The following is a 22,157-nucleotide window of genomic DNA, read 5'->3' as shown; positions in this document are numbered from 1 at the left end:
GTCGGGAACACCGCCGGCGGTCGGAAAACGCCGGACGAAGAGGGGGAAGGATGCCGATCAGCAATGTGTACAGCGGCGGCCTGTGGGCGATCAGCGGCGGTCGACACGAGATCTCGTTGACCATCGCCAGGGCGGGCAGCAGGGGGTGGGCCTTCGCCGAGACCGAACTGTCACGGGTGTCGGGCAGCGGAGCCGCCTACGCCTGGATCTCCGCGGTCCGCTACCAGCCCAGCTCCGACCAGATCCTCGTCGGCCTCTCGCCCGAACCGGACGGGGCGCTGAGCTCGCAGTGGATCGCGAACTGTCTGTCGGCCACCTTCACAGTGCGCGTGATCAATGAGTACGCCTACGCCGTCGCCAAACTGTCCCCGTGGGACTGAGGAGTGAGGACCTCATGACACAACAGCCGGGTGGACCGGGCGAAGATCTGCGGGTGCTGCAGATCCGCGTGTACTACGACAGGGACTCGGGCGACATCGTCCATGTGCACAAGCTGATGGCGGCCGCCACGGAGTCCCTCGACGACCAGCGCATCGACGAGGAGATGTCCTTCTTCGAGGAATCCCTGCGGAAACGGCATCCGGCGGAGGCCGGAGCGGCCATCGACTGCCTCGTGGTCGACGAGGCCGCGCTCCAGGAGGCGGTCGACCCGCGGGTCCGCCTCAGGGTGGACGTGGCCGCCCAGAAGCTCGTCCCCGACGACCGGGAGGGGAAGGTGACGGAGGAGGCGGAGGTCTTGGACGCGAAGGTCGAGGCGATCCTCCGGCTCATCGCGACGATCCAGGACGAGGACGTCTGGCGCACGCTCCGGGAATCCTGGCGGCGGCCGGGCTGGACGACTCCCGCGGAACGGATCCTCGTGACGGGCCAGCTCGACTCCCTCAGGGACTCCCTGGAACAGGTGCGGCAGCAGCGCGGGCGTCTCGTCCACGGGTGCCGGGCCGTCGGCGCGCAGCGCTGAGCACGCACGCACGCACGCACGAAGGAACCACCCGAACCATGGTGAAGCCTGGCGTCCCCGGACGTGCGACGGGTAGGGGGCCCGCGGCACGGAACATCCGGGGCGCCACGGCACCACCGCCCGGGGTGGCCGGTGGGACGGACAGCAGGTCCTGCGTCCCGTCCAAGTCCGGGGCCGCCAGACTCTGTTACTACGCTTCGAAGTCGGCAGGCAGTCCTGGCATTCGTCTTGGGCGGGGCACCGGCGCATGCCATGCTGGTGCCTCCCGAGGGCGCCGGTGAGCGGCCCGGGGACTTGGCTCTCTTGCGGGTGCGAACACGGGATCGCCGGAGCCGGCGGCAACCTGAGGACGGGGGCACCGCGGTGACCTACCAACAACGGATCGATCGGGGACGGCCCGGCTGCTTCCTGTTCCTGGTGGACCAGTCGTGGTCCATGCACGAACCGATCGGCGGTTCGGACATACCCAAGGCACAGGTGCTGAGCGAGACCACCAACGACGTGCTGTACGCCGTCCTGATCGAGTGCACGAAGAACGTGCGGGAGGATCCCCGGCACTACTTCGACGTCGGGGTGATCGGCTACGGCGGTCCCGACGGGGTCGCTCCGCTCGTGGGGGACGGCAAGTCCCAGGGGTTGGTGCCCAGTTCGTCGCTTCCCTCGTACGCGCGCGTGGTCACCCGCGAGAAGCTCGCGGCCGACGAGAACGGGCGGTACCGGCTGGTGAGCCGTCGGACCATGGTGTGGCTGGACCCCGTGTGGCAGGGGTCGACCCCCATGTGTGCCGCGCTGCGGCAGGCACGGCAGCTGCTCAAGGGCTGGGTCTCGGCCCACCGGGATTCGTTTCCGCCGATCGTGCTGCACATCACGGACGGCATCTCCACCGACGGCGACCCCCGCAGGGCCGCGGCCCAGCTGCGGAAGCTGGGCACCGCCGACGGCAACGTGCTCCTCTTCAATCTGCATCTCTCGGCGCAGAACCAGGAAACGGTGTACTTCCCCACCACGCCGCCCTCGCACTCCGACGAGAACAGCCGGCTTCTGTTCGAGATGTCGAGTGAACTGCCCATGAGCCTGGTGGAGGAAGCAGGCTACGAGAAGCAGATCCTCCCTGGCGCACGCGGCTTCGTCTACAACGCCGACGTCCCGGAGCTGATCGACTTCATGCGCATCGGAACGGCGACGACCGGCCGGGTACGGGCAGGGTGAGCGTCCCCGCACGGGCACCGGGCGCAGGGCACGGACCTCACGTGGGCTTCGACGTAGAGGTGATGGGGCTGGCCAAGTCTCCCGCCGAGCCGAGCGAGGACGCCGCGGCGTTCGACCTCGGCCGGGGACGGATCGCCCTCTCCGACGGTGCCTCGCGCGCGCTGGGTTCGCGGGAGTGGGCACGGTGCCTGGTGCAGACCTTCGTTGCCGAACCGCCGTCCGAGCTCACCGACGCCACCGTGCGTGCCTGGGCCGCCGCGGCGGGGCGGGAGTGGACGGCCTCGCTGGAGATCCCCGACGACGCGCCGCCCTACGTGCGGGACGCCGCCGCCCGGGGCAGCTTCGCCACCCTGCTCGGCATCGTGGTCGATCCGGCGCCGCCGGGCGCGAACAGTGTCTGGTGGCGGGCGGTGGCCGTGGGCGACACCTGTCTGTTCGCACTGCGGGACGAGATGGTGGTGGAGGCCTTTCCGCTGGACTCGGCCGATCAGTTCGGCTCCGTGCCCGACTTGGTCCCGACCTCCGGCCCGGAGTGGGAGAACTCCTTGACGGAACTGCGCACCACGCGTGGCTCCTGCGGGCCGGGGGATGTCCTCCTGCTCATGACGGACGCCCTGGCCAAGTGGGCGCTGGGCCGCGCGCCCCACGGGGGTGACGTGTGGCGTTTCCTCAGCCGTGTCGTACCCGACGAGCTGGAGAACACCGTGTGCGCGCTGTGGGCGCGGGGGGAGCTGGAGCAGGACGACGTCACGCTGGTGCGCTGCCGGGCGGCGGTGACCGCCTGAATCACCGTACGGCCGCAAGCGGAGACCGCCCCCATCACCGTACGTCCGCGAGGAGTTCCTCCGGTCCTCTCGCGTGCTCGGCGGCCCGGCCGCAGTCGGCGGCGAGCGCCTCGGTGAGGGCTCTCACGTAGCGGTCCGGGGAGTCCCGCAGCTGCCGCCACACGTCCGTACTGCCGGGGTGCGCGAAGTCGTCGGCGCGGAAGATGAGGTTCTCCTGCGTGTGCAGTTCCCAGAGTGCGCGGTCCGAGGCGACGGCCAGTACGGACAGGAAGATGACGGAGGCGGAGAAGGCGTCCAGCGCGAAGCCCTTCGCCCGCAGTTCCTGGCGAGGGTGCTGGTAGTCCGGGTGGCCCGATTCGGCCCTCGGCCAGTCCCCGGCGCCGGGCACCCACACGGAGTCCAGGTCCACCAGCTGGAGTCTCAGATCGTCGTCGACGAGGACGTTCCCGTGCTGGAGGTCTCCGTGGCCCACCCCCGAGCGCCGCAGTTGCTCGACGACGACCCGCCAGTTGGCCGCCAGGTGCAGCAGCGCGTCCGCGGTTCCCAGGTGCCGGCGCACGACCGTGTCCAGGGTGCCGCCCGGCACCCAGGGCATGAGCACCACGGGCCACCATGCGCCCCGTACCAGAATCCCCCGTGGCACCCACTGCGCCGCCGTGAGCACGGAGCAGGGGGAACGTTCGAGATGTCGGGCGAGGGCACCGTACCGGCGGGCGCCTTCGGCCGGCTCCCGCGTCATGCAGCGTACGGCCACCAAGCCGTCGGGGCCCTGGAGCCGGAAAACCACCGCGTTGCGGCCGGAGCTGGTGAGCGGCATGCCCAGGGGGCCCTGCTCGACGACGCCCTCCTGGAGCCGCGGCTCGGCGAAGGCCGACCGGGGGTCCTGCACGGCGTCGGCGTACTCGGTCTTCGTCGGCCACCGCTCCCGCCCTGCCGTCTCTTCCCTCATCCGCGATACACCACCCGCCCGCGCATTTCCTGGCCCTCCACCCGCGCCCACAGGCGCAGTACGGCGAGCACCTGCCCCTTGAGGCCGCCCGCGTCGAGGGGGATGTCGTTCCCGCCGGTCCGCTGCCGGGCGTCCCGGTAGTGCGGGGCGGGTACCTCCACGGCGACGTCGGCGCCTCTGCCGCGCACCCTGCGCCGCAGTTCGAGGACGGTGTGCTGGGAGGTCCCGGCGACCTCCGCCCACCAGCTGCCCGGTGCGGCGGGCGGCAGGTGCAGTACCGAGCAGAGCGCCTCGTCCACCGCCAGCGCCGCCCGCAGTGCCTCCGGCGAGTCCTGCGGCTGCCGGGCCAGCCGGGCGATGCGGTGGCGCAGCTCCTGCTCGTAGGCCTTGCGGTGACCGGCCTCGTGCAGGGGCAGCAGGCCCCGGTGGGTGAGTACCTCAAGGCAGTGGTGGAGCTCGGTGTCGTATGCGGCGAGTCCTGTCACCCAGTCGGCGAGCACCTCGTAGACGGCGGCGGGCGAGAGGTCGGCGGCGGGCGAGGGGTCGGCCGTCGCCTGCTCGTCGGCCGCGATGCGCAGTCCGGGTGCGCCGCTGTCCGGCAGGGGCGGCACCAGGTCCCATGCGCGGTTCAGCGCGCGCCACTGGACCCACTGCCCGGCGGCCTGCGCTTCGGGGCCCGGCGCGAGGCGGGCCGCGCGCTCCCTCCACCGGTGGGCCTGCGCGGCGGGCAGTCTCAGCAGCGTGAGGTGGAACCACCGCCACAGGAACACGGCTTCGGTCTCCGCGGGTACGGTCAGGGGTCCCAGGTAGTTCGACGCCTCGGGGCTCGCCACCAGCTCGGCCGCCAGCCCGGCAAGGGCGTGGGTCTCCCTTGCCCGAGTGGGGGCGTACGCGTCCACAGCGGCGGCGCCCTCCGGCTCCTGTCGTTCCAGGACCGCGTCGAGTTCACGCAGTGCTTCTCGCCCGGCGGCGGCCCCCGGATCCTCGGGCAGCGCTTCGAGCACCTCCGCCAACGCGGCCCGTACGCCGACGAGTTGGGCGCGCAGTGTGAGGGCGATCAGTGATCCCGGCTCCGTGCACAGCTTCTTCAGCGCCTCCACGGCGGTTCAGTGCCTGCCGTTGAACGGGTCGCGGTCGGCGAAGTGTGCCGACTGCGCGTCTTCCATGGCCACGCGGAACACAGATCCCTTCTTCTGCCACATCTCCGCGAGGGACCCGGCCGACCAGTAGGGGACGGGGGCCCGGTGCACCCGCAGCCGGCCCGTCTCGTCGAGCGTCGCCACGTACTCGGCGTTCTCGTGCGACAGCTCCCCGCCCTTCGCCTGCGCCTCGGCGTGCATGGGCGAAGGGATCGGGACGACGTCGATGAGTTCGTCCGGCCGGTCCGGGTCGTCGGGGAACCTCAGGTAGAACGACCAGCCGTCGGGAGAGGGTGGGTCCAGCCAGCCGCTCAACGCACCGCGGAGCTCTCGGGCACCCGCCTCCTGGCCCGTCCTGAAGGTCTGGTCGAAGAGGGTGAGGCCCTCTCGCGGGTCCTCGGGCAGGTCGAAGACCACCGCGCCGAAGTCGGGCCGGTCCCCCGCGACCCGGGTGTCGACGACGATCTGGACCGGCTTCCACGCGCCCTGCTCGTCGAGGGCTTGGTCGAAGGCGATCGGGGAGGACCTGCCTTCGACCACGTACTGCGGTGCGCCGCGGCACAGGTGGACGTGCAGGAAGAGGTCGGCGTCGACCTCCACCTGGAACTGCGCCTCCGCCGTCCACTGCTCCAGGTCCAGTACGAAGCCCGGCTCATGGCGTTTGATGCGGACGTCGGGGTCGAACCAGCCCCACAGGGCCCAGCTGGTGCCGGTACCGCGGTGCACCACCAGGCTCCGCGGCAGTTGGTCCCAGTCGCTGCGCACGGCCCAGATGCCGCCGGGGCCGATGGGGCTCAGCCCGGTGCCGGCCTTCAGCATCGCGTCGGTGGGTGTGGCGGCGGCACCGAGCTGGAAGGTGGCGCCGAAGTCACTGGGCAGGTAGTAGCGGAGGTTGTCGACCTCGATGCGCAGGACGTACCTGCCCCGGCGCAGCACGCTGCGGGCCGTTCGCTCATTGTGCGCGAAGCGTCGTACGTGATGCCCCCAACAGGCGCCGATGGAGGTCGCGAGCTTGGCGTACTCCTTCTCCTCCACCTCGATGCCGGCGGGGTTCCAGTGCACGTCGTCCTCCGCGTTGAGGCGCTGTTCCAGCGCGGCGCGGATCATCGGCATGCGGCTGCTCTTGCCGGTGAGGAAGACGCGGTCGAGTTCCTGGCCCTGCGGCAGCTTCCTGGCCATGGCCGCGACCAGGTCCATGATCTCGTCCACGGTGCCTGCCAGCAGCCCTTCGAAGACGGCCGCGGTCATGAGGGGTGCCCATTCGGCATCGGGGTCCCCCGTCGCGCCGCTGCGCGTCAGGAGCGCCGCGATCTCCTCCGGCGGCGGGACGTACTCCGCCTTGCCCGCGCCGAGCTGGTACTTGGCCTCTTCGGCGATCCGCCACAGCATCCAGAAGGCCTGTTCGGCCTCGCTGCGCTCCGTCTCGTGCAGTCCGCTCCACCGCGTCCGCACCGCCATGTCGACCAGGTCGCCCGGGTAGCCGTCGGACTCCGGGTTCCGGTCGAGCAGGGAACCGGCCGCGTAACGGCCGTCCGCGGCGAAGGGTTCCTTGAGACTGCCGATCACCCGGTCGTAGTCGTCCGCCCGGGTCCGCAGGAGGTGGTCCGCGAGCGCCGCTTTGTACCAGCGGAAGAGGCGGAGCGTCATCAGGTCCCCGCCGAGTTGCAGATGCCCGGTGGAACCGAGGAGTTTGGGGGTGAGGACGTACAGCCTGCCGGTGAACCGCTCGTCCTCGCCGGGCGCGGGGTCGGGGGTGCGGTCCTTCAGGTGCAGGCTGATCAGGGCCACGTCGCTGGTTCCGCCGCCCACGTCGAGGATCAGGGCGTTCTGCTGCCACGCTTTGCCGAAGGTGCCCGGCAGCTCCCGGCAGCGGGCCCGGAACGCCTCGACACCGGCGCCGAAGTCACCGCCGAGACCCTTCATGATGAAGAAGAGCGCTGCCGCCACGGCCTCGTCGAACTGGGTGTCCACGAGCGTGACGCCCAGGCCGTCCGCTTCGGCCGCGACCAGTTCCCGCAGGCGCCGCCGTACCGCGGGCGGGGCGACGGTGGGGTAGGTCATCACGACGTGGTCGATCTTTCCCTGCTGGAGCTCCCGCGGATTGGCGGCGATGTACTCGTCGCCCTGGTCGAGGAGGTAGCGCAGTCCCTCGCGGATGAGGTCGTCCGCCGTTACCGGACTGCCGTCCGGGTGCGCCGGCAGTTCCGGCATCGGCCGGTCCCTGCCGAGGTACTGCTTCAGGCCCCGGTAGGCGCGCGGCGTGCCACCGCCGGTTCCGCCGACCGCGACCCGTTCCTCGCCCATCCGGACCCGCAGGTCGGGCGTGTGGCTCACCACTTCGATGCGGCTGGCCACCTCGGCCCCGCCCACCTGGTCGAGTTCGGCGGGAAAGAGGCGGAGGCTGTCCAGGGGGAGCTCCGCGAACGCACGGTCGTAGCAGGCATGGAGGCGCGGTGCGATCCGACGCTGAAGGGGTTCGCCGACCCGCGACAACTGCACTTCCAGGGCGGTGCATAGCTTGTGCACCTCGTTGCTTCCGCCGTGCCCCGAACGCAGGGACTCCGCCAGTGCGCGGCCCGGGTCGCCGCCCGCCTCCGCGGCCGACTCGGGGAGGAGCTGGCGCGTCACGTCGTGCAGCAGCTGCCGCCACCGGGCTCCGTCGGGGCCGGCCGCCGCGGGGTCCGTCAGGAGGTCGGTGAGTTCGGCCCGCAGCCGCTTCTCCTGGCGGCGGGCCATGGGGCGCACTTCGAGCTGCCGCATGTCGTGAATGGTCAGGGTGGAGTTGGTCGTACCGAAGTCGACGGCGGCGAATCCGAGGTGCCTGACCGCGTCCTGCGGCACGCGTTCGGCGAAGTCCTTCCCGGTCGGGGACCGCACCGTTTCCGGTTCCGCCGCGGAGATCCCGCTGGGGACGGTCTGCTGGGCCTCTTCCTGCCGCCTGCTGAGTGTGGCGGCGGGGACGTCCGGTGCGGGCCGGGGTTCCTGGGCCGGATTCACGTGCAGTGTCGTGGCGGCTTCCACCGTGTGGTGGATGGTTCCCACCGGACGGCCCGTGACCGGGTTCATCTCGTGGTACTGGATACGGATCCGCAGGGGCAGCTCGGAGAACCGGAGCCCTCCGGGCAGGGAGACGGTCCCGCTGCCGCCGACGAGTGCGGGATCGTGGAGCACGCGGCCCTCCGCGTCGGCGTACCACGCCCGCAGCGGATCGATCACTTCGGACGGCACGCCGACGGGGGTGAGGATCTCGGTACGGCTGACGAGGACTCCGCCCGTGGTCGGTGCCAGTCGCAGCGCGGGCGGTTCAAGGGCGGTCCGTGGCCCGGTGAGGGTGAATCCCGCACCCCGCCCGTCGGGTACGCAGCCCGGTCCTGAGGACGTGAAGTCCGCCTGGAGCCCCATGGTCATCGTTCCCTTCGTGTCCGGGTCAGGACTTCGACCGCTTTGCCTGTCGAAGCAGTCGGCGCGACGTGCCCGAACTGGAGGCGGGCTGCGGCAGTGCTTCGAGCCGCACGGCCACGTCCCACGGGTCGTTCCGCCGCCCTGCGCCCTCGAGGTCCGCTCCTGGCAGGTGGAGATCAAGGGTTTCGGGTGCGTTGACTGTCTCTTCGGCATCCCTGATGTGCTTGTCGACCGCGGACATGAGTACGGCCTCTCCCCGCGCGAGATGTCCCTGCACCGCGTGGACGAGGGCCGCGACCAGCTCTCGTCGTATCCGCAGGGCGTGCACGACGTGCTGTTCGAGCTCGTCGCGTCCTTCCGGCGGAGCGGGGTGCCAGGGAAAGGCCCGGTCCAGGCGCAGGGGGTAGGCGGCCTCGGGGGCAACGGCCTCCGATGCCGTCTCGGACGCCCGTCGCAGGCGGTCGGTCCAGTCGTCGATGTCGGCGATGTAGAGGAGTTCCGAGAGTCGCTGGTTGTGTTCCGGTTTGCGGGCGCCCCGTCCCTCGTCGGAGAGCAGCCGCTCCCATGTCTCGTACAGCTCGTCCATGGCGTCCGCGTAGCCCTCCAGCCGCTGTTCGAACCCGGCGAGGGCCTGGTTGTGCACGAAGTGCAGGAGTCGGCGGTGGCAGTCGCGGAACTGCTGGAGGAGTTCGCCCGGTTCACCAGGGACGGCCGTGCTCCGCTGGTCCGCCTGCGTGTCGGGAACGTGGAGACCGAGTTCCTTCGCCTTCTGCGCCGCACGGGCGCTGAGACTTCCCGGGTCGCGCGCCTCTTCGCCGGTTCGCGCCTTGATGAGCTGCTTGTTCCGGTCCACCGCGCTGAAGATGTGTTTCCACTGGGGCCAGCGCGCGACCAGGTACGCCGCCTCCGCCTCGATCTCCCTCCGGGCCTCCTCCTGCGCCCGCACGCCCGGTGCGATGCCGAGGACCAGGCGCTCGCGGAGCTCCGCGAGCAGTCGGCGGGTGTCGGAGAGCGCGCTGTGGAAGTCCTCGTACTCCGGCGTGTGTTCGACTTCGGTGTATTCCCGTTCGGCCTTGATGAGAGCGAGCCGCATCGTGTCCACCGCCTGTGCGCGCCGGTGCACGGCATCGAGCTTGATGGCCCCGCCGTGGTCCCTGGCGTGCCGGGTGAGCTGCCCGCGCAGATGGTCGAGACCGCCGTCCCTGGCGTACTCCCCCAAGGCCCTGCCGAGCGGCGTTCCGGGATCGTCTGCCTCCAGGCGCGCGGCCACTTCCCGCCACGTGTTGACGACAGGCATCGCTTTGGCGAGGGTCTCGTCGAAGCCCAGCCGGGCGCGGAAGGCAGGGTCGAGGTCCACCGTCCGCTTCGCCGCCATCGATTCGAGACCCACCACGGCGGACACCAGGGACAGCTGCTTCTCCTGCCTGCCGAGAGGGAGCTTGTAGGCGGCGGTGACCAGCTTGTTGAGCATGGCGGTCTCCGCCAGCCCGAGGAGCCGGCGCTCGGTGAGGGCCTCCGACGTGTCCAGCAGTACGGCACGCAGGGTTCGGGCGGTGACCCGCAGGTCGGCGAAGCGGCCGCCTGCGACGAGCAGGCTCCTGCGGAGCGCCTCCTCGGACCGTTGGGGCCGTCCGTCGTTCGTCGGTCGGCGCAGCATGTCGAGGAAGTCCTGCTCGCTGCCGACGGGTCCGCGCAGGGCGCTGATGAGGATCAGGATGGTGTGCACGTCCCGCAGTTCGCGGATGCTCAGGAACCGGTCCCGCTCCCTGGAGTCGGAGCTGTTGAGGCCCGCGGAGTCCAGCAGGGTCAGCGCACCGGCCTCCCCCAGGTCCCAGATCCGGCGCGGCACGCGCAGCCGGATGTTCACGCGGCGGATCAGCGGAACGGAGGCGACCAGCACGTCGTCCGGTATCTGCTCCCCCTGTTCCGGGTTCCCGAGGGAGCGCGCACCGGGCCCTGAGGACTTCAGCTTCAAGTCCGGCATGGACATCGCCCGTTTGGCCTGGTCCTCCGAGAGCTGGTAGCGGCGGCCCAGCAGGTGCGCGTGCGCGTACGCGGTGTCCTGCTTCCGGATCTCGTCGATGAGGGAGGCTGTCTTGGCGCCCAGTTCGGCCTCCGCGTACCGGCCGTACCACTCGGTCAGCGCCTGCCGGCCCCGCTCCGAGGGCCGCGCCGCCCGCAGGTCGGCGAGGGCCTGCTCGCCCAGGTTCTCCAGGGCGGCCACCTCGGTGAGCTTGTGGTGGAGGTGCTGCATCAGCTCGGTCATCTCGGCAGCGGTGCAGTAGACGACTTCACGGCTCTCGACGGAGGGTGCGGCGCTCTCGTCCGCGGCCTGGACGACGTGGAGGGCGGTGATGTTCCCCGTCGTCGCCACGTCGCTGACCGTCAGGAGGTCGGGCAGGCCCAGCAGGGCTTCGATCAGCAGGGACTTTCCCGCGCTGTACTCCCCCACCACGCCGACCGTGAGGGGATCGCGCGCCTCCTCGGCGAGCCGGTCGACGGCGCGGCCGAACTCCGCCCGCCTGCGGCTCAGTTCGGGGTTGACGCCCCCGCCGCCCGAAGGCGCCCGGTCCAGTACGTCGTTCAGATCCGACGCCCATCGCGCGTATCCGGCGATACCGACTTCGGCCATGGCCGCTCCTTCCGCCTGAGCGCACCGCCGGAGGTCCGCTCCGGTCACCGTGCGGCAGCCGGTTCCGCCGTGCTCGGCAAACCCTCGAAGCAATGTCCCGCGCGGGGCATGCACAAGGCAACCGTCCGTGCCACATTCCCCCAAATCCCTCCGACCCGCCCCTCGTTGAGCATTTCACTGGCACTCTCCTGATATGGGCACATCGGACCACGAACACGACGGAGATCCCTATACTTCGCTTCCCGGCGAGCACCAGATCCCCTACTCCCCCCGCCGCCGCTCCGTACGGACTCCGCGGGATCCCGGCCCGGCCGACCGCGACGTGCCTGCCCCGCACGGCCGCCGGCACCGGCTGCGCCCCGCGCTGCTGGCCGCGGTCGCGGTGATGGCCGTCGCAGGAGCCGGGGCGGCCGCGGTCGGCCTGGGCGTCTTCCCCGACGGGTCGACCGTCACCACGGGCTCGGGGCTTGAGGAAACGACCCCCGAGGAAACCGAAACAACGGAGACACCGGAGCCGGAGACCGACTCCCCGTCCCCTGAATCGACCGAACCGGAGTCCCCGTCTCCTGAATCGACCGAACCGGAATCTCCGTCTCCCACGGAGAGCGTCACCGACGAACCGTCCCCTACGCCCGTGCCACGGGACGAACTGTCCCTCGGCGACTGCGTGGACTTCGAGGACGGGAGCCTGCTGGCCGTGGACTGCGATGACCTCCACGAGTACGAGGTGATCGCCACGCCCCCCTCCCTGTCCGGTACGGACTACCCCGGGGCGACTCTCCTGTCACAGGACGCCCGCCTGAAGTGCCAAAGGGAATTCAGCAACTTCAAGAACGCCTATGTGGGCAACATGAGCCTGAAGCTGGCCTACCAGAAACCGAACCAGCGCCAGTGGGTCCGGGGCGAACCGGTGCTGTGCTTCGTCCGGAACGCCGACGGTGCGTACCTGGAGGGCTCGGCCACGGACGACGCACCGGACTTCCCCTGACGATCGAACTGGCTCCGGCCACGGACGAGGGCCGCAGCACCACGACGGCTCGTCCCCACGCTCGACAAGGCACGAGACCTCTTCCGCCGCACCTGCGGCTTCGGGTCGCAACACCTCGGCGCTCTCCACCTGATTCGACTGCGCCGCAGGGCGAACTGCGCAACCCTGTCGCCCTCCGAACGCTCTACACGAGCATGTTGAGGAACGCATGCGAAGTGGGTCTGCTCGTCAGGCAGTTGGGGCGTTTCGGGTGGACGGAGGCGCGCTGTTGCGCGTTCGCGTTCGCGCTGTTCGGCGGGATGGCCGCGTCGAAGCTGCTCCCGGCCATGCCGGTGGCGCGTTACGACCTGCTGCTCGCGTACGCGGTGCTCCTCACCGCCGTGGGCCTCCTGCTGGGGTGGGAGACCCGGCGGGAGGTGGCGGTCGTGGCGGTCTGCCATGTGCTGGGGCTCGCGTTCGAGGTGGTCAAGGTGCAGGTGGGTTCGTGGAGCTATCCCGAGCCGGGGCTGGCCAAGGTTGCCGGTGTGCCGCTGTTCGGAGGGTTCATGTACGCGGCCGTCGGCAGCTACGTATGCCGTGCCTGGCGGTTGTTCGACCTGACGCTGACCGGCTACCGGGCCCGTTGCACTGCCGTGCTGGCCCTGGGGTTGTACGTCAACTTCCTGAGCCACCACTGGCTCCCGGACCTGCGCTGGCTGCTCGGCGGGATGCTGCTGGCGGTGACCACGGGGACGTACGTGCACTTCACGATCGCGGAGCGGCGGTACCGGATGCCGCTGGCGCTGTCCTTCGCCCTGATCGGCTTCTTTCTGTGGGTGGCCGAGAACGCGGCCACCTGGCTCGGAGTCTGGCGCTACCCGTACCAGTTGGACGGCTGGGAACCGGTCTCGCTGTCGAAGTGGGTCTCGTGGGGCTTGCTGATCAGCGTCACCTTCGTCATTTGCGGGGCGGGGCACCGGGTCCGAAGCTTGACGTACGCCCGGAGCGGTCACTCGTACATGGTGGCCGCCCTGAGGCTCTGCGCGAAGAAGGTCCAGTCGCCCTCCCGCGGGAGCTCTTTTCCGAAATCGCGGTAAGAGCCCTCTGCGTCGTCGATCCATGCGGCCAGAGCTTCCAGGAAGGTGTCCAGGTCGGCGTTTTCCCACTCCTGGCCCTGGCGCAGGAACTCCTCCCGAAGGCCACGCACGAACGTGGCCAGTTCCTCGCGGGTCTGGATCTCGTCACCAAGGTTCATGTCGACAACGGGTTCATTGGGTTCCATGGGTTCATTCTCGACGGAGCCCATTGCTCTCGGCATGAAGTTCCTTCGTACGCGCGCCCGAAGCGAGGCCGTCTCGCCGGGCGGCCCCTTGGTGCGGGCCACGAGCAGTCCGGTTGCCCCGTGGGCAGCGGGCGCCTACCTCGGCGCGCTGCTGCCGGTGTAGGAGGGGAGGGCGGCCACCAGCCTTCTGAGGGCCGGGTCGGCGGTGTAGCGGCGTGTGTGCAGGGCGGCGATCTTCTGTGCGATGTCGGGGTCGTCCTCGTCGGTGGTGTCGTACGAGACGAAGGACTCCAGCAGCGGAAGGCCGATCCTGTCGGTGTGGGCGTGTGAGGGTGCCGTCAGGTACTCCCAGTAGCCGTCGAGGTCCTTGAGGACGAAGACGGCCCCGTACTCGAACTCGCCGCCGACGTCCTTGCCGACGACGTACCGCACGACCGCGTCGATGGACGCGCCCTGGTTGCGCAGGCTGGCCAAGGCTTCCTCGCGCTGTGGGGCGGTGGTGGTCTTCTTGAAGACGAAGCGGTTGTGGTGGTAGATCATCGGGTTTCCTTTCAGGCTTTCAGGATTTCAGGCGGTGGTCGCGGCCGGGGTGAACGCGGCGGCGTGGTCGCGGGTGAAGTCCGTGAGGTCGCGGGCGGGGTGTCCGGTGAGGTCGGGGATGGACGTGTGCACTTCGGCGGCCTCTCCCTCGCTGTAGTGGGCGTAGTCCTCGACGAGTCCGCCGAGCTGCCAGGGCGGCAGGACACCGGTCAGCGCGGCGGTGAACCGCTCGGCGGAGGTGTCGTGGAAGGTGATGTGCCGTCCGGTGGCCGTGGAGAGTGCCTCGGCGATCTGGGTGTGGGTCACGGCGCGCGGGCCGGTCAGCGTGTAGGTGTGGCCGGTGTGTCCCGGGGTGGTCAGTACGGCCGCGGCGGCGTCCGCGATGTCCCTGGTGTCGATGGCGCTGACGGCGGCGTCGCCGATGGGCGCGGCGAGGAAACCCTGGGCGATGGTGTCCGCGAGGCCGAGCAGGGCCTGGAGGTAGAGGTTGGGGCGCAGCACCGTGTGGTCGAGGCCGAGGGTCGCCATGTGTGCTTCGACTTCGGCGTGCCAGCGCAGGAACCGTACGGGTGAGTCGGCGCGGGCCGCGTACTGGGAGAGCAGGACGAGCCGTCGTACTCCACCGGCGCGGGCGAGGTCGGCGAAGCGGATCTGGAGGTCGGCGGCGTCCGGGGCCGAGGGGCTGTTGAGGAAGGCCGCGTCGACGCCGTCCAGCGCGGCCCGGACCGAGGCGGGGTCCCGGAGGTCGGCGACGACGTTCTCGGCTCCGGGGACGGGGCGGCCGGCGTCGCGGATCATGGCGCGTACGGTGACGCCTCGGGCCCGCAGGGCGGGGATCAGGGCGGTGCCGATCGTTCCGGTCGCGCCGGTCACGAGCACGGTGGGTGCGTTCATGGTGGTGTGCCTTTCTGGGGTGTGTGCGTACGGGTGGTGGAGGGGCTTCCCCGGTGGTGTCCCGTCCGGTTCCCCGTGGTGCATGTCCTGAGGTTCCCGTGAGCCGGTCTTCGCTCGCGTCGGTGAAAATCACCTACGTACGCCGGTGGCTGCGGCGGCAGTCGGCGCCGGTGGCCGGGCGGCTTCGCCGCTAGGGTGCTGATCATGTCCACGACGCCCTCCCGTCCCCTCCTCGGCCGGCACGACGAGATCGCCCGCCTCCTCGCCCTCGTCGGCGCGGCGGAACAGGGCCGGGGCGGTGTGCTCGTGCTCCGTGGCGAGCCGGGCATCGGGAAGACCGCCCTGGTGGAACACGTCGGGCGGGCTGCTCCGGAGGGCTTCCAGGTCATCCGGGCGTCCGGCGCCGAGTTCGAGGGGGAGCTGCCGTTCGCCGCACTGCACCAGCTGTGCGTGCCGGTACTGGCGCACCTGGACACGCTCGCGCCCGCCTACCGCGATGCGCTGCTCGTCGCGTTCGGGCTGTCCGACGGTACGCCGGACGCCTTCCGCGTCGGTCTGGCCGCGCTCCAGTTGCTGGCGACCGCCGCGGCGCAGCGGCCGGTGCTGTGCCTCGTCGACGACGCGCACTGGATGGATGCCGCGTCCGCCGAGGCGCTCACGTTCCTGGCCAGGCGTGTCGCGGCCGAGCCGATCGCGGTGGTGTTCGCGGCCCGCGACTCCGACGTCCTACGGGGGTTGGACGACCTGCCCGGTCTGACGGTCGGCGGCCTGAGCGACGCGCACGCGCAGGAGTTGCTGGCCGAGGAGAAGACCGTGACGCTCGACGAGCGGGTGCGTGATCGTCTGCTCGCCGAGGCACGCGGAAATCCGCTGGCCCTGATCGAACTGCCGAAGGCGGGCGGCTTCGCGCCACCGACACCGTCCCCCGTCGCCGGCCGCATCGAGCGGAGCTTCGCGGCCAGGTTGGGGGAACTGCCGCCGGAGGCACAGATGTTGCTGATCCTGGCGAGCGCCGACCCCACGGGCGACCCGGGCCTGTTGTGGCCTGCCGCGCAACTGCTGGGCCTCGGCGTGCCGGCCGCGAGCGCCGCCGCCGAGACGTCCGGGCTGGTGCGGTTCGGCACCCGTACCCGGTTCTGTCATCCGTTGGCACGCTCGGCCGCCTACCGTACGGCCGAACCCGGGCAACTGAGGTCGGCACACCGTGCGCTGGCCGACGCCACCGACCCCGTCGCCGCCCCCGACCGGCGGGCCTGGCACCGTGCGCAGGCCACCACCGGCCCGGACGAGCGGGTCGCGGCGGAGCTGGAGTCGTCGGCGTCCCGTGCACAGGCGCGTGGGGGCGTGTCCGCCGGTGCCGCGTTCCTCGAACGAGCGGCGGAGCTGTCGCTCGACCCCGCCAAGCAGTCCGTACGCGTGCTCGCCGCCGCGCGGGCCACGCTCGCGGCGGGCCGGGCGGATGCGGCGGGCGAGCTGCTGACCAGCATGGACACCGCGTCGCTCGATGAACTCCAGCACGCTTCCGTGGAGTTGCTGCGTGGGCAGATCGCCTTCAGCCAGGGCTCGGACCGGGCCGTGCGGGGTCCGGAACTCATCCTGCGGGCGGCGCGCCGGTTCGCCGTACGAGATCCGGAACGCGCGCGGGAGTGCTTCGTGGCCGCGCTGGAGATGGGGCTCGCCGTGGGGCAGGCCGCCGGGGTCATGGGCCGGGTGCTGGAAGCGGCCCGGACGGCACCGCCTTCCTCGAAGACGGTGGATCTTCTCGACGCGTTGGTGCTGTTGCACAGCGAGGGGCACCGGGCCGGGGTGCCGGTCCTCCGGCAAGCGCTGGCCGGTGACGGTGACGGTGACAGCGGAGCTGTCGGGTGGACCCGGGCGCCCGCGCTCGCCACGGTGCTCGCGGGCGAGCTGTGGGACCTGGACCTGCACGCCGGGATCGTCGCATGGCTGGTGCGGACCGGACGGGACTCGGGCTCGCCGATGACCATCCGGCTGGGGCTGTCGCAGCTCGCCCTGTCCACGGTGTTCACCGGCGAGTTCGGGCGGGCGATGGATGCGATCGCCGAGGAGGAGGCGGTCGCCGACGCCGTCGGTGATCTGCCGCAGCTCTACCCGAGGGTGCATCTGGCGGCGCTGCGCGGCCGCCGCCAGGAGGTGCTCGACCTGTTCACCGAGCTGACGAGCAGGCCCGCCGGACAACTGACCGGGAACGCCCACTGGGCGACGGCCGTCCTGTACAACGGCCTGGCCGACTACCCGGCCGCACTGGCCGCCGCGCGGCGCGCGGTGGCGGGCGGCGACCTCTTCCTCACCGGCATCGCGCTGCCCGAGCTGGTGGAGGCCGCGGTCCGTTGCGGCGAGAGCGCCGCCGCGGAATCGGCGCTGGGGTCCCTGGTCGAACGTACGGAACCCGCTGGAACCCCTTTCGCCCTCGGCGTGGCGGCAGGGGCCCGGGCGCTGGTCAGCGACGCGGAGGACGACCACCGGGAGGCGATCGAGCACCTGACGGGCAGTTCGCTGGTCCCGCACCTGGCGCGGGCGCAGCTGCGGTACGGGGAGTGGCTGCGCCGTGCGGGACGGCGCCGTGACGCACGCGAGCAACTGCGTGCCGCGCACGGACGGCTGGCCGGGACCGGCATGGAGGCGTTCGCCCGGCGGGCCGCCGACGAACTGCGCGCGACGGGTGAAGTGGCCCGCAGCCGCTCCGGGCACACGTACGACAGCCTGACCATGCAGGAGACGCACATCGCGCGCCAGGTCGCGGCGGGCGCGACGACGAAGGAGGTGGCCGGACGTCTGTTCCTCAGCCCGCGCACGGTCGACGCCCACCTGCGGAACATCTTCCGCAAACTCGGCATCACCTCGCGCAGGCAGCTCAGGGACATGCCGGACCTCCGGTGAAGCGGCCCGGCCGGTACGGCCGGGACATGTCCCGTCGCACCGTCCGTCGCCTCTCCCCCGCTCGGCCCACCCGAGTGGCGTACGGTCCCGGCGGCCCGCTTCCTTGTTCCTGACGCAGGTAGGCAGACGGCACTCGTACATCTGGAGCAGATGTGGGACGACGACGGTGGACGGCAGCGGGGGCGCTGGTGCTGGCGACGGGGCTGCTGCAGGCCGGTCCGACGAACGCGGTGGCCGCCCCGTCCTTCGTCGCCTCCGCGCCCGCGGAGAGCTGCACGGCCAACGCGGGCCCCTACCAGCGGCAGTTGGAGAAGCGGCTGGGTCTGCCGGTGGACGGCCGCATGTCGCAGGCCGACTGCGTGGCGATCCGCAAGGTCCAGCGGGATCTGAAGCTGACTCCCGCGAACGGCTTCCCCGACCTCAAGACGTACCGTTACACGCTCGTCTACGACGCGAGCAGGAATCCCAATGCCGGGAAACGGTGCCCTGTACGGACGTACCGCGTCACCTGCGTGGATCTGTCGCGGCAGATCCTGTGGGTGCAGAAGGGCACGAAGGTCGTCTTCCGGCCGGTGCCCGTCCGGTCCGGGCGGCCCGGTCTGGAGACCAGGACCGGCTGGCAGCGGATCTACCGGAAGAACCGCACCTTCTTCTCCACCGTCTACGACGGCGCTCCCATGCCGTTCTCGCAGTTCTTCAACGGGGGGCAGGCGCTGCACGGGACGTACAAGGACCTGTTCGAGTCGGGTTCGGGCGGCTGCGTGAACATGTACGTCAAGGACGCCGAGCGGCTGTACCGACTGCTCGGCGTCGGGGATCGGCTGTATGTGTTCGGCCGCAAGCCCAACCGGGCCGTCGGAAATCCCGACGCTGCGAAGGCGGACGCGATCGTGGCGGACGCCTTCGGGGGGCACCTCATCCCGGTCGACGTGCCGCTGGACGATCCGCTGCGCTGACACGGGTCTCCCCCGGTCGGTTCCGGCGCACGGGCCGTCGGTCGGTTCCAGTGCATGGGCCGTCGGTCAGTTCCAGCGCACGGGCCGCCCCTCGCCGAACCGCGGGAGCACGTAGCCGACGGCCGAGGCCCGGTGTTCGGTGAAGCGGTTCATCGCGTCGGACTCCGACAGCCGCTGCTGGACCCGGGTGAAGAGGGCAGGGTCCCGCATGAAGGCGAGGAACAGCAGTCCGCGTCCTGCGGGCCCGTCGTCGTAGGAGTAGCCGCGGCGGAGCATGCGGGCACCCTGGTCGAGCCGTGAGTGGGCCAGCCGGACATGCGCGTCGACCGGGATCACGTACTGGCCCTCGGGCGTCTTCGCGTACAGGTCCACCGGATCGCGTTCCGAGGTGCCGCCGAGCGGTGCACCACTGTCCCGGTGACGGCCGACGACCCGTTCCTGAGCGGAGGGAGGCAGGGCGGCGAAGCCTCGGGTGTCCATGTGGATGCGCCGGTAGACGAGGTACGTGCTGCCGTCGGGGTGCCAGAGCCAGCGGCGGTACTCCGAGGGCGGAGGGTTCTCCGTGCCGTCCTTGAAGCCGAAGAGGTTGCGGGGTGTCGCCCCGGGCGTGGTGGGCGGCAGGAAGCCCTCCTGCCGCCAACGGGGCGCGAGAGCGGTGTGCGTGGAGGCTGTGAAGCGGCCGGCCTCCTCCCGGCACGCGGCGGCCGTCGGGCCTGCCCACAGGACGAGCAGGTGGCCACCGGAACGGGCCGGGTCGAGCCGGTCTCCGGGGAAACGCGGCGGTTCGCGGAGCAGTGCCGGAGTGCGCAGCCCCAGTGCGCGGTACAGACCGGGCAGCGCGACGACGGTGCCGGTGGGACCGGCCCCGCGGCCACCCGGCCACGCCAGCAGGGCGGCCGTGACGGCGGCCTGATCGGCGTGGCGCAGGTCGTACGAGGTCAGGAGCACATACGGAGCAGGGGGCTCCGTCACGCCTCGCTGGCTGGACGGCTGCGCGCCGGCCTTTGTGCCGCCCTGCTGTCCGGGTGCTGCCTCGCGGACGGCAGGGGCTGAGGGAGCGCATCCGGCAGCGGCCAGGGTGACGGCGGGAAGCGCGCCGAGTGCCGCGCGACGTCCCAGGGAGCCCGGACGGTGGGCGGGGAGGTCACCACGCATGGGTGTCGGGAGCCTTTCCGTGGAGTGCGGCCGAGCCCGCGGTGCGCCCGGAACCGACGGGTCGCGGGCGCCAGAGGAAGCCGCCCATAAGTTACACCTGTCCCCATGCACCCATTTGTAGGCAGAAGCCTCTTCCGCGGCCTTTGTTCGGCACTCACCGCTGTGGCCCTGGGCTCGGCGGCGCTCACGGGTTGTGCGGGCCCCCACGGCACTGCCCGGCCCGGTCCGACGGGCGGACCCGCCGAACTCCGCGTTCCCGCCGCCTATCCGACCATTCAGGAAGCCGTGGACGTCGCACGTTCGGGTGATCTTGTCCTGGTGGCACCCGGTGTGTACAAGGAGGAGGTGCAACTGCGCCGTCCCGGCGTGGTCCTGCGCGGAGAGAGCCGCGACAAGGTGGTCGTCGACGGTCAGTTCACCCGCTTCAACGGCATCACCGTGACGGGCGCGGGCTCGGTCGTCGAGAACCTGACAGTTCGCAACCACCTCGCCAACGGCGTGCTGTTCACCGGTGTCACCGACCGGGAACTCCAGCGCGCCGGGGCCGGGGGTTCGGGCTACGACCCGCTCGACACGGCGAAGTTCCCCGCGCTGGGGGGCTTCCGCGCCTCGTACGTGACCGCGCACAACAACGCGCTGTACGGCATCTACGCGTTCGACGCGCGCGACGGCGTCATCGAGCACAGTTACGGCTCGGGACACTCGGACTCCGGGATCTACGTCGGCCAGTGCGACCCCTGCAACACGGTCGTGCGCCACAACACCGTCGAGCACAACGCGATCGGCATCGAGGTCACCAACGCCTCGACGCATCTCGCCTTCGTCGCGAACACGGTGCGGGCCAACCGGGTGGGCATCACCGTCAACTCGAACAACCTCGAAGCCCTGGGCCCGCAGCACGACGCCGCCGTCGTCGGCAACACGGTCACCGGGAACAACGACGCCGCCAGCCCCGAACAGGCCGACGGAGGCTTCGGTGTGGGCATCGGCATCGGCGGCGGCACCCGCAACCTCGTCGCCCGCAACCTCCTGCGGGACCACCGCGTGGCCGCCCTCCGCCTCCAGGACGTGCAGGGCTATCCGGTGCGCGGCAACACCCTGAAGGACAACGCGGTCGACGCCAGGACTCCTGCCGGGCTGCTGCTGGAGGCAGCACGCACGGGCGGCAACTGCTATGAGGGCAACGGAAGCACGCGCAGCCTCCCGGCCGCCCTGCCGCCCGAGGTCACCCGGTGTCCGGGGCGCGACACAGCGCTGGCCGGCGGACGCCCCCGGCTTCCCTCGGCCGAGGTCCCGCCGGGCATCTCCTTCCGCGAGGTCGCAGCGCCCGGACCGCAGCCGCAGCTTCCCGGTGGCGCTCGCGCGGCCGTCCGCCCTGCGCACGGGCTGCCGGGCGCGGTGGACCTGAACGCCTACCGGCTGCCCGCGGGCGGCTGACGGGACGGGGTGACGGGTGGAGGGGCCGGGTCCGTCAGGGCGTCCGCCTCCACGGGGAGTCCGGGACCCGGACCTTCGCGGCGAGCGGTCGCAGGTCCAGCCGGACGGGCCGGTCCAGTCCGGGAAGCACCATCTCCACCCGGCCGAGCCGCCCCTGCTCGTCCACCCAGTAGGTCAGCGGGGAGACGGAACCGGCGGCGGCGTTCTTGGGGCGCGGCCCCGAGAAGACGGTGTGCACGCGCCCGTCGACCTGTTCCTCGCGCAGTCGCCTGGGTCCTGACTGGGCGAGGAGCTGGGCGTTGTCGGGACGGTTCCCGGCCAGGGACATCGTCAGGCGCAGCGCCGCGTCCATCGGGTCCGTGCTGTAGGCACGCGGCGACCACGCCCGGGCCGGAACGGCCTTGGCCGTCGCCGTGATGCCGGGGGCGGTGGTGTCGGCAGCCCCGGCCGTGCCGGTGGACACCGCCAGACCGCTCTGGTCCCAGGCCAGCGCACCGGCGGTACGGGCAGTGGCCGTTCCGCTCCGGTACACGCCGACCGCCCGGTGGGCGCGGTAGTCCAGCACACCGTGCACCTCGGTGGTGTCCGCCCCGTCGGGCACCTGGACGGCCACGGCGAGCGGGCTGCTCTCGTACGCGTTGAAGCGCGCCATCGCCAGCCGTTGGGCCTCGGCGACGGTGACCGGGCGGGGATCGAGTTCGTCACCCGCTCCCCGGGCGGCGACACCCGCCACGGCCGCGGTGGCGACGAGCAGGGCGCAGGCGCTCCAGAGCAAAGGACGGCGCGGACGGGCCATGGGTTCCTCTTCCTCCTCGGCGCGTGGGCGCCGGACGTGCTCGGTCGGTGGGTAGGCGCTGGGGTGTGGTGGGTGACGGATCGCGGGAGGGGCGTCCGTGCGCGAACAACATCCCGGGGGGGATGGTCCGTACGCGAACAGCATCCAGGAGC

18 protein-coding genes are annotated in these 22,157 nt (G+C 71.3%); 9 read left to right on the top strand and 9 right to left on the bottom strand.

Going from position 1 to position 22,157, the window contains the following annotated elements:
* The first annotated feature begins 50 nt into the window (after positions 1-50).
* The 4 genes from IE269_RS28885 (at position 51) to IE269_RS28870 (ending at position 2,955) form a co-directional block, all read left to right on the top strand.
* The gene (locus tag IE269_RS28885; RefSeq protein WP_189826113.1) at positions 51-380 is read left to right on the top strand and encodes a hypothetical protein; all 330 of its coding nucleotides are present in this window, start codon (positions 51-53) and stop codon (positions 378-380) included.
* Between the two features lie 14 nt (positions 381-394).
* Entirely contained in the window at positions 395-961 is a 567-nt protein-coding gene (locus IE269_RS28880; protein WP_189826112.1) for a hypothetical protein, read from the top strand.
* Positions 962-1,324: 363 nt separating this feature from the next.
* Complete coding sequence (locus IE269_RS28875) at positions 1,325-2,170, top strand: vWA domain-containing protein (protein ID WP_189826111.1); 846 nt, start codon at positions 1,325-1,327, stop codon at positions 2,168-2,170.
* A gap of 41 nt (positions 2,171-2,211) precedes the next feature.
* Complete coding sequence (locus IE269_RS28870; protein WP_189826110.1) at positions 2,212-2,955, top strand: protein phosphatase 2C domain-containing protein; 744 nt, start codon at positions 2,212-2,214, stop codon at positions 2,953-2,955.
* 34 nt (positions 2,956-2,989) lie between these two features.
* On the opposite strand, the gene IE269_RS28865 is transcribed toward IE269_RS28870, so the two are convergent.
* From IE269_RS28865 to IE269_RS28850, 4 genes are read right to left on the bottom strand one after another with little or no spacing between them, the layout of a single operon-like run.
* On the bottom strand, positions 2,990-3,904 hold the full coding sequence (locus tag IE269_RS28865; RefSeq protein WP_189826109.1) for a protein kinase family protein: 915 nt from the start codon (positions 3,902-3,904) through the stop codon (positions 2,990-2,992).
* The gene (locus tag IE269_RS28860) at positions 3,901-5,004 is read right to left on the bottom strand and encodes a DEAD/DEAH box helicase (RefSeq protein ID WP_189826108.1); all 1,104 of its coding nucleotides are present in this window, start codon (positions 5,002-5,004) and stop codon (positions 3,901-3,903) included. Before IE269_RS28860 ends, IE269_RS28865 begins: the two co-directional genes overlap by 4 nt.
* 6 nt (positions 5,005-5,010) lie before the next feature.
* A complete protein-coding gene (locus IE269_RS28855) occupies positions 5,011-8,451 on the bottom strand; it encodes an acetate and sugar kinases/Hsc70/actin family protein (RefSeq protein ID WP_189826107.1) in 3,441 nt (1,146 codons plus the stop codon).
* 19 nt (positions 8,452-8,470) lie between these two features.
* Entirely contained in the window at positions 8,471-11,077 is a 2,607-nt protein-coding gene (locus IE269_RS28850) for a dynamin family protein (RefSeq protein ID WP_189826106.1), read from the bottom strand.
* A gap of 193 nt (positions 11,078-11,270) precedes the next feature.
* Between IE269_RS28850 and IE269_RS28845 the strand changes: the two genes are divergently transcribed.
* Positions 11,271-12,065, top strand: coding sequence for a hypothetical protein (locus IE269_RS28845; RefSeq protein WP_189826105.1), 795 nt, complete (start codon positions 11,271-11,273; stop codon positions 12,063-12,065).
* A 194-nt stretch (positions 12,066-12,259) separates the two neighbouring features.
* On the top strand, positions 12,260-13,141 hold the full coding sequence (locus tag IE269_RS28840) for a DUF817 domain-containing protein (RefSeq protein ID WP_189826104.1): 882 nt from the start codon (positions 12,260-12,262) through the stop codon (positions 13,139-13,141).
* On the opposite strand, the gene IE269_RS28835 is transcribed toward IE269_RS28840, so the two are convergent.
* The 3 genes from IE269_RS28835 to IE269_RS28825 all read right to left on the bottom strand — a co-directional run bounded on the left by IE269_RS28835 (position 13,054) and on the right by IE269_RS28825 (position 14,760).
* Positions 13,054-13,326, bottom strand: coding sequence for a DUF7660 family protein (locus IE269_RS28835; protein ID WP_229898328.1), 273 nt, complete (start codon positions 13,324-13,326; stop codon positions 13,054-13,056). The two genes, IE269_RS28840 and IE269_RS28835, sit on opposite strands and share 88 nt — an antisense overlap.
* A 135-nt stretch (positions 13,327-13,461) precedes the next feature.
* On the bottom strand, positions 13,462-13,866 hold the full coding sequence (locus IE269_RS28830) for a Dabb family protein (RefSeq protein WP_189826103.1): 405 nt from the start codon (positions 13,864-13,866) through the stop codon (positions 13,462-13,464).
* Positions 13,867-13,893: 27 nt separating this feature from the next.
* Positions 13,894-14,760, bottom strand: coding sequence for an SDR family oxidoreductase (locus IE269_RS28825; protein ID WP_189826102.1), 867 nt, complete (start codon positions 14,758-14,760; stop codon positions 13,894-13,896).
* A 204-nt stretch (positions 14,761-14,964) separates the two neighbouring features.
* On the opposite strand from IE269_RS28825, the gene IE269_RS28820 reads away from it, so the two are divergent.
* Both IE269_RS28820 and IE269_RS28815 read left to right on the top strand, forming a co-directional pair.
* On the top strand, positions 14,965-17,661 hold the full coding sequence (locus IE269_RS28820; RefSeq protein ID WP_189826101.1) for an ATP-binding protein: 2,697 nt from the start codon (positions 14,965-14,967) through the stop codon (positions 17,659-17,661).
* A gap of 152 nt (positions 17,662-17,813) precedes the next feature.
* Complete coding sequence (locus IE269_RS28815; protein ID WP_229898327.1) at positions 17,814-18,617, top strand: L,D-transpeptidase; 804 nt, start codon at positions 17,814-17,816, stop codon at positions 18,615-18,617.
* A 66-nt stretch (positions 18,618-18,683) separates the two neighbouring features.
* Here the strand turns inward: IE269_RS28815 and IE269_RS28810 are convergent, their stop codons facing one another.
* Positions 18,684-19,589, bottom strand: coding sequence for a Dyp-type peroxidase (locus IE269_RS28810; RefSeq protein ID WP_189826100.1), 906 nt, complete (start codon positions 19,587-19,589; stop codon positions 18,684-18,686).
* A 468-nt stretch (positions 19,590-20,057) separates the two neighbouring features.
* Here IE269_RS28810 and IE269_RS28805 point away from each other — a divergent pair, with 468 nt between their 5' ends.
* Positions 20,058-21,209, top strand: coding sequence for a right-handed parallel beta-helix repeat-containing protein (locus IE269_RS28805; RefSeq protein WP_229898326.1), 1,152 nt, complete (start codon positions 20,058-20,060; stop codon positions 21,207-21,209).
* 34 nt (positions 21,210-21,243) lie between these two features.
* Here IE269_RS28805 and IE269_RS28800 read toward each other — a convergent pair whose 3' ends face one another.
* Entirely contained in the window at positions 21,244-22,005 is a 762-nt protein-coding gene (locus IE269_RS28800) for a hypothetical protein (RefSeq protein ID WP_189826098.1), read from the bottom strand.
* Positions 22,006-22,157: the final 152 nt, after the last annotated feature.

It is taken from the genome of Streptomyces spiroverticillatus (genome assembly GCA_014650415.1).
GTDB lineage: Bacteria > Actinomycetota > Actinomycetes > Streptomycetales > Streptomycetaceae > Streptomyces > Streptomyces spiroverticillatus.
This window is presented reverse-complemented; position numbering and strand designations above follow the sequence as displayed.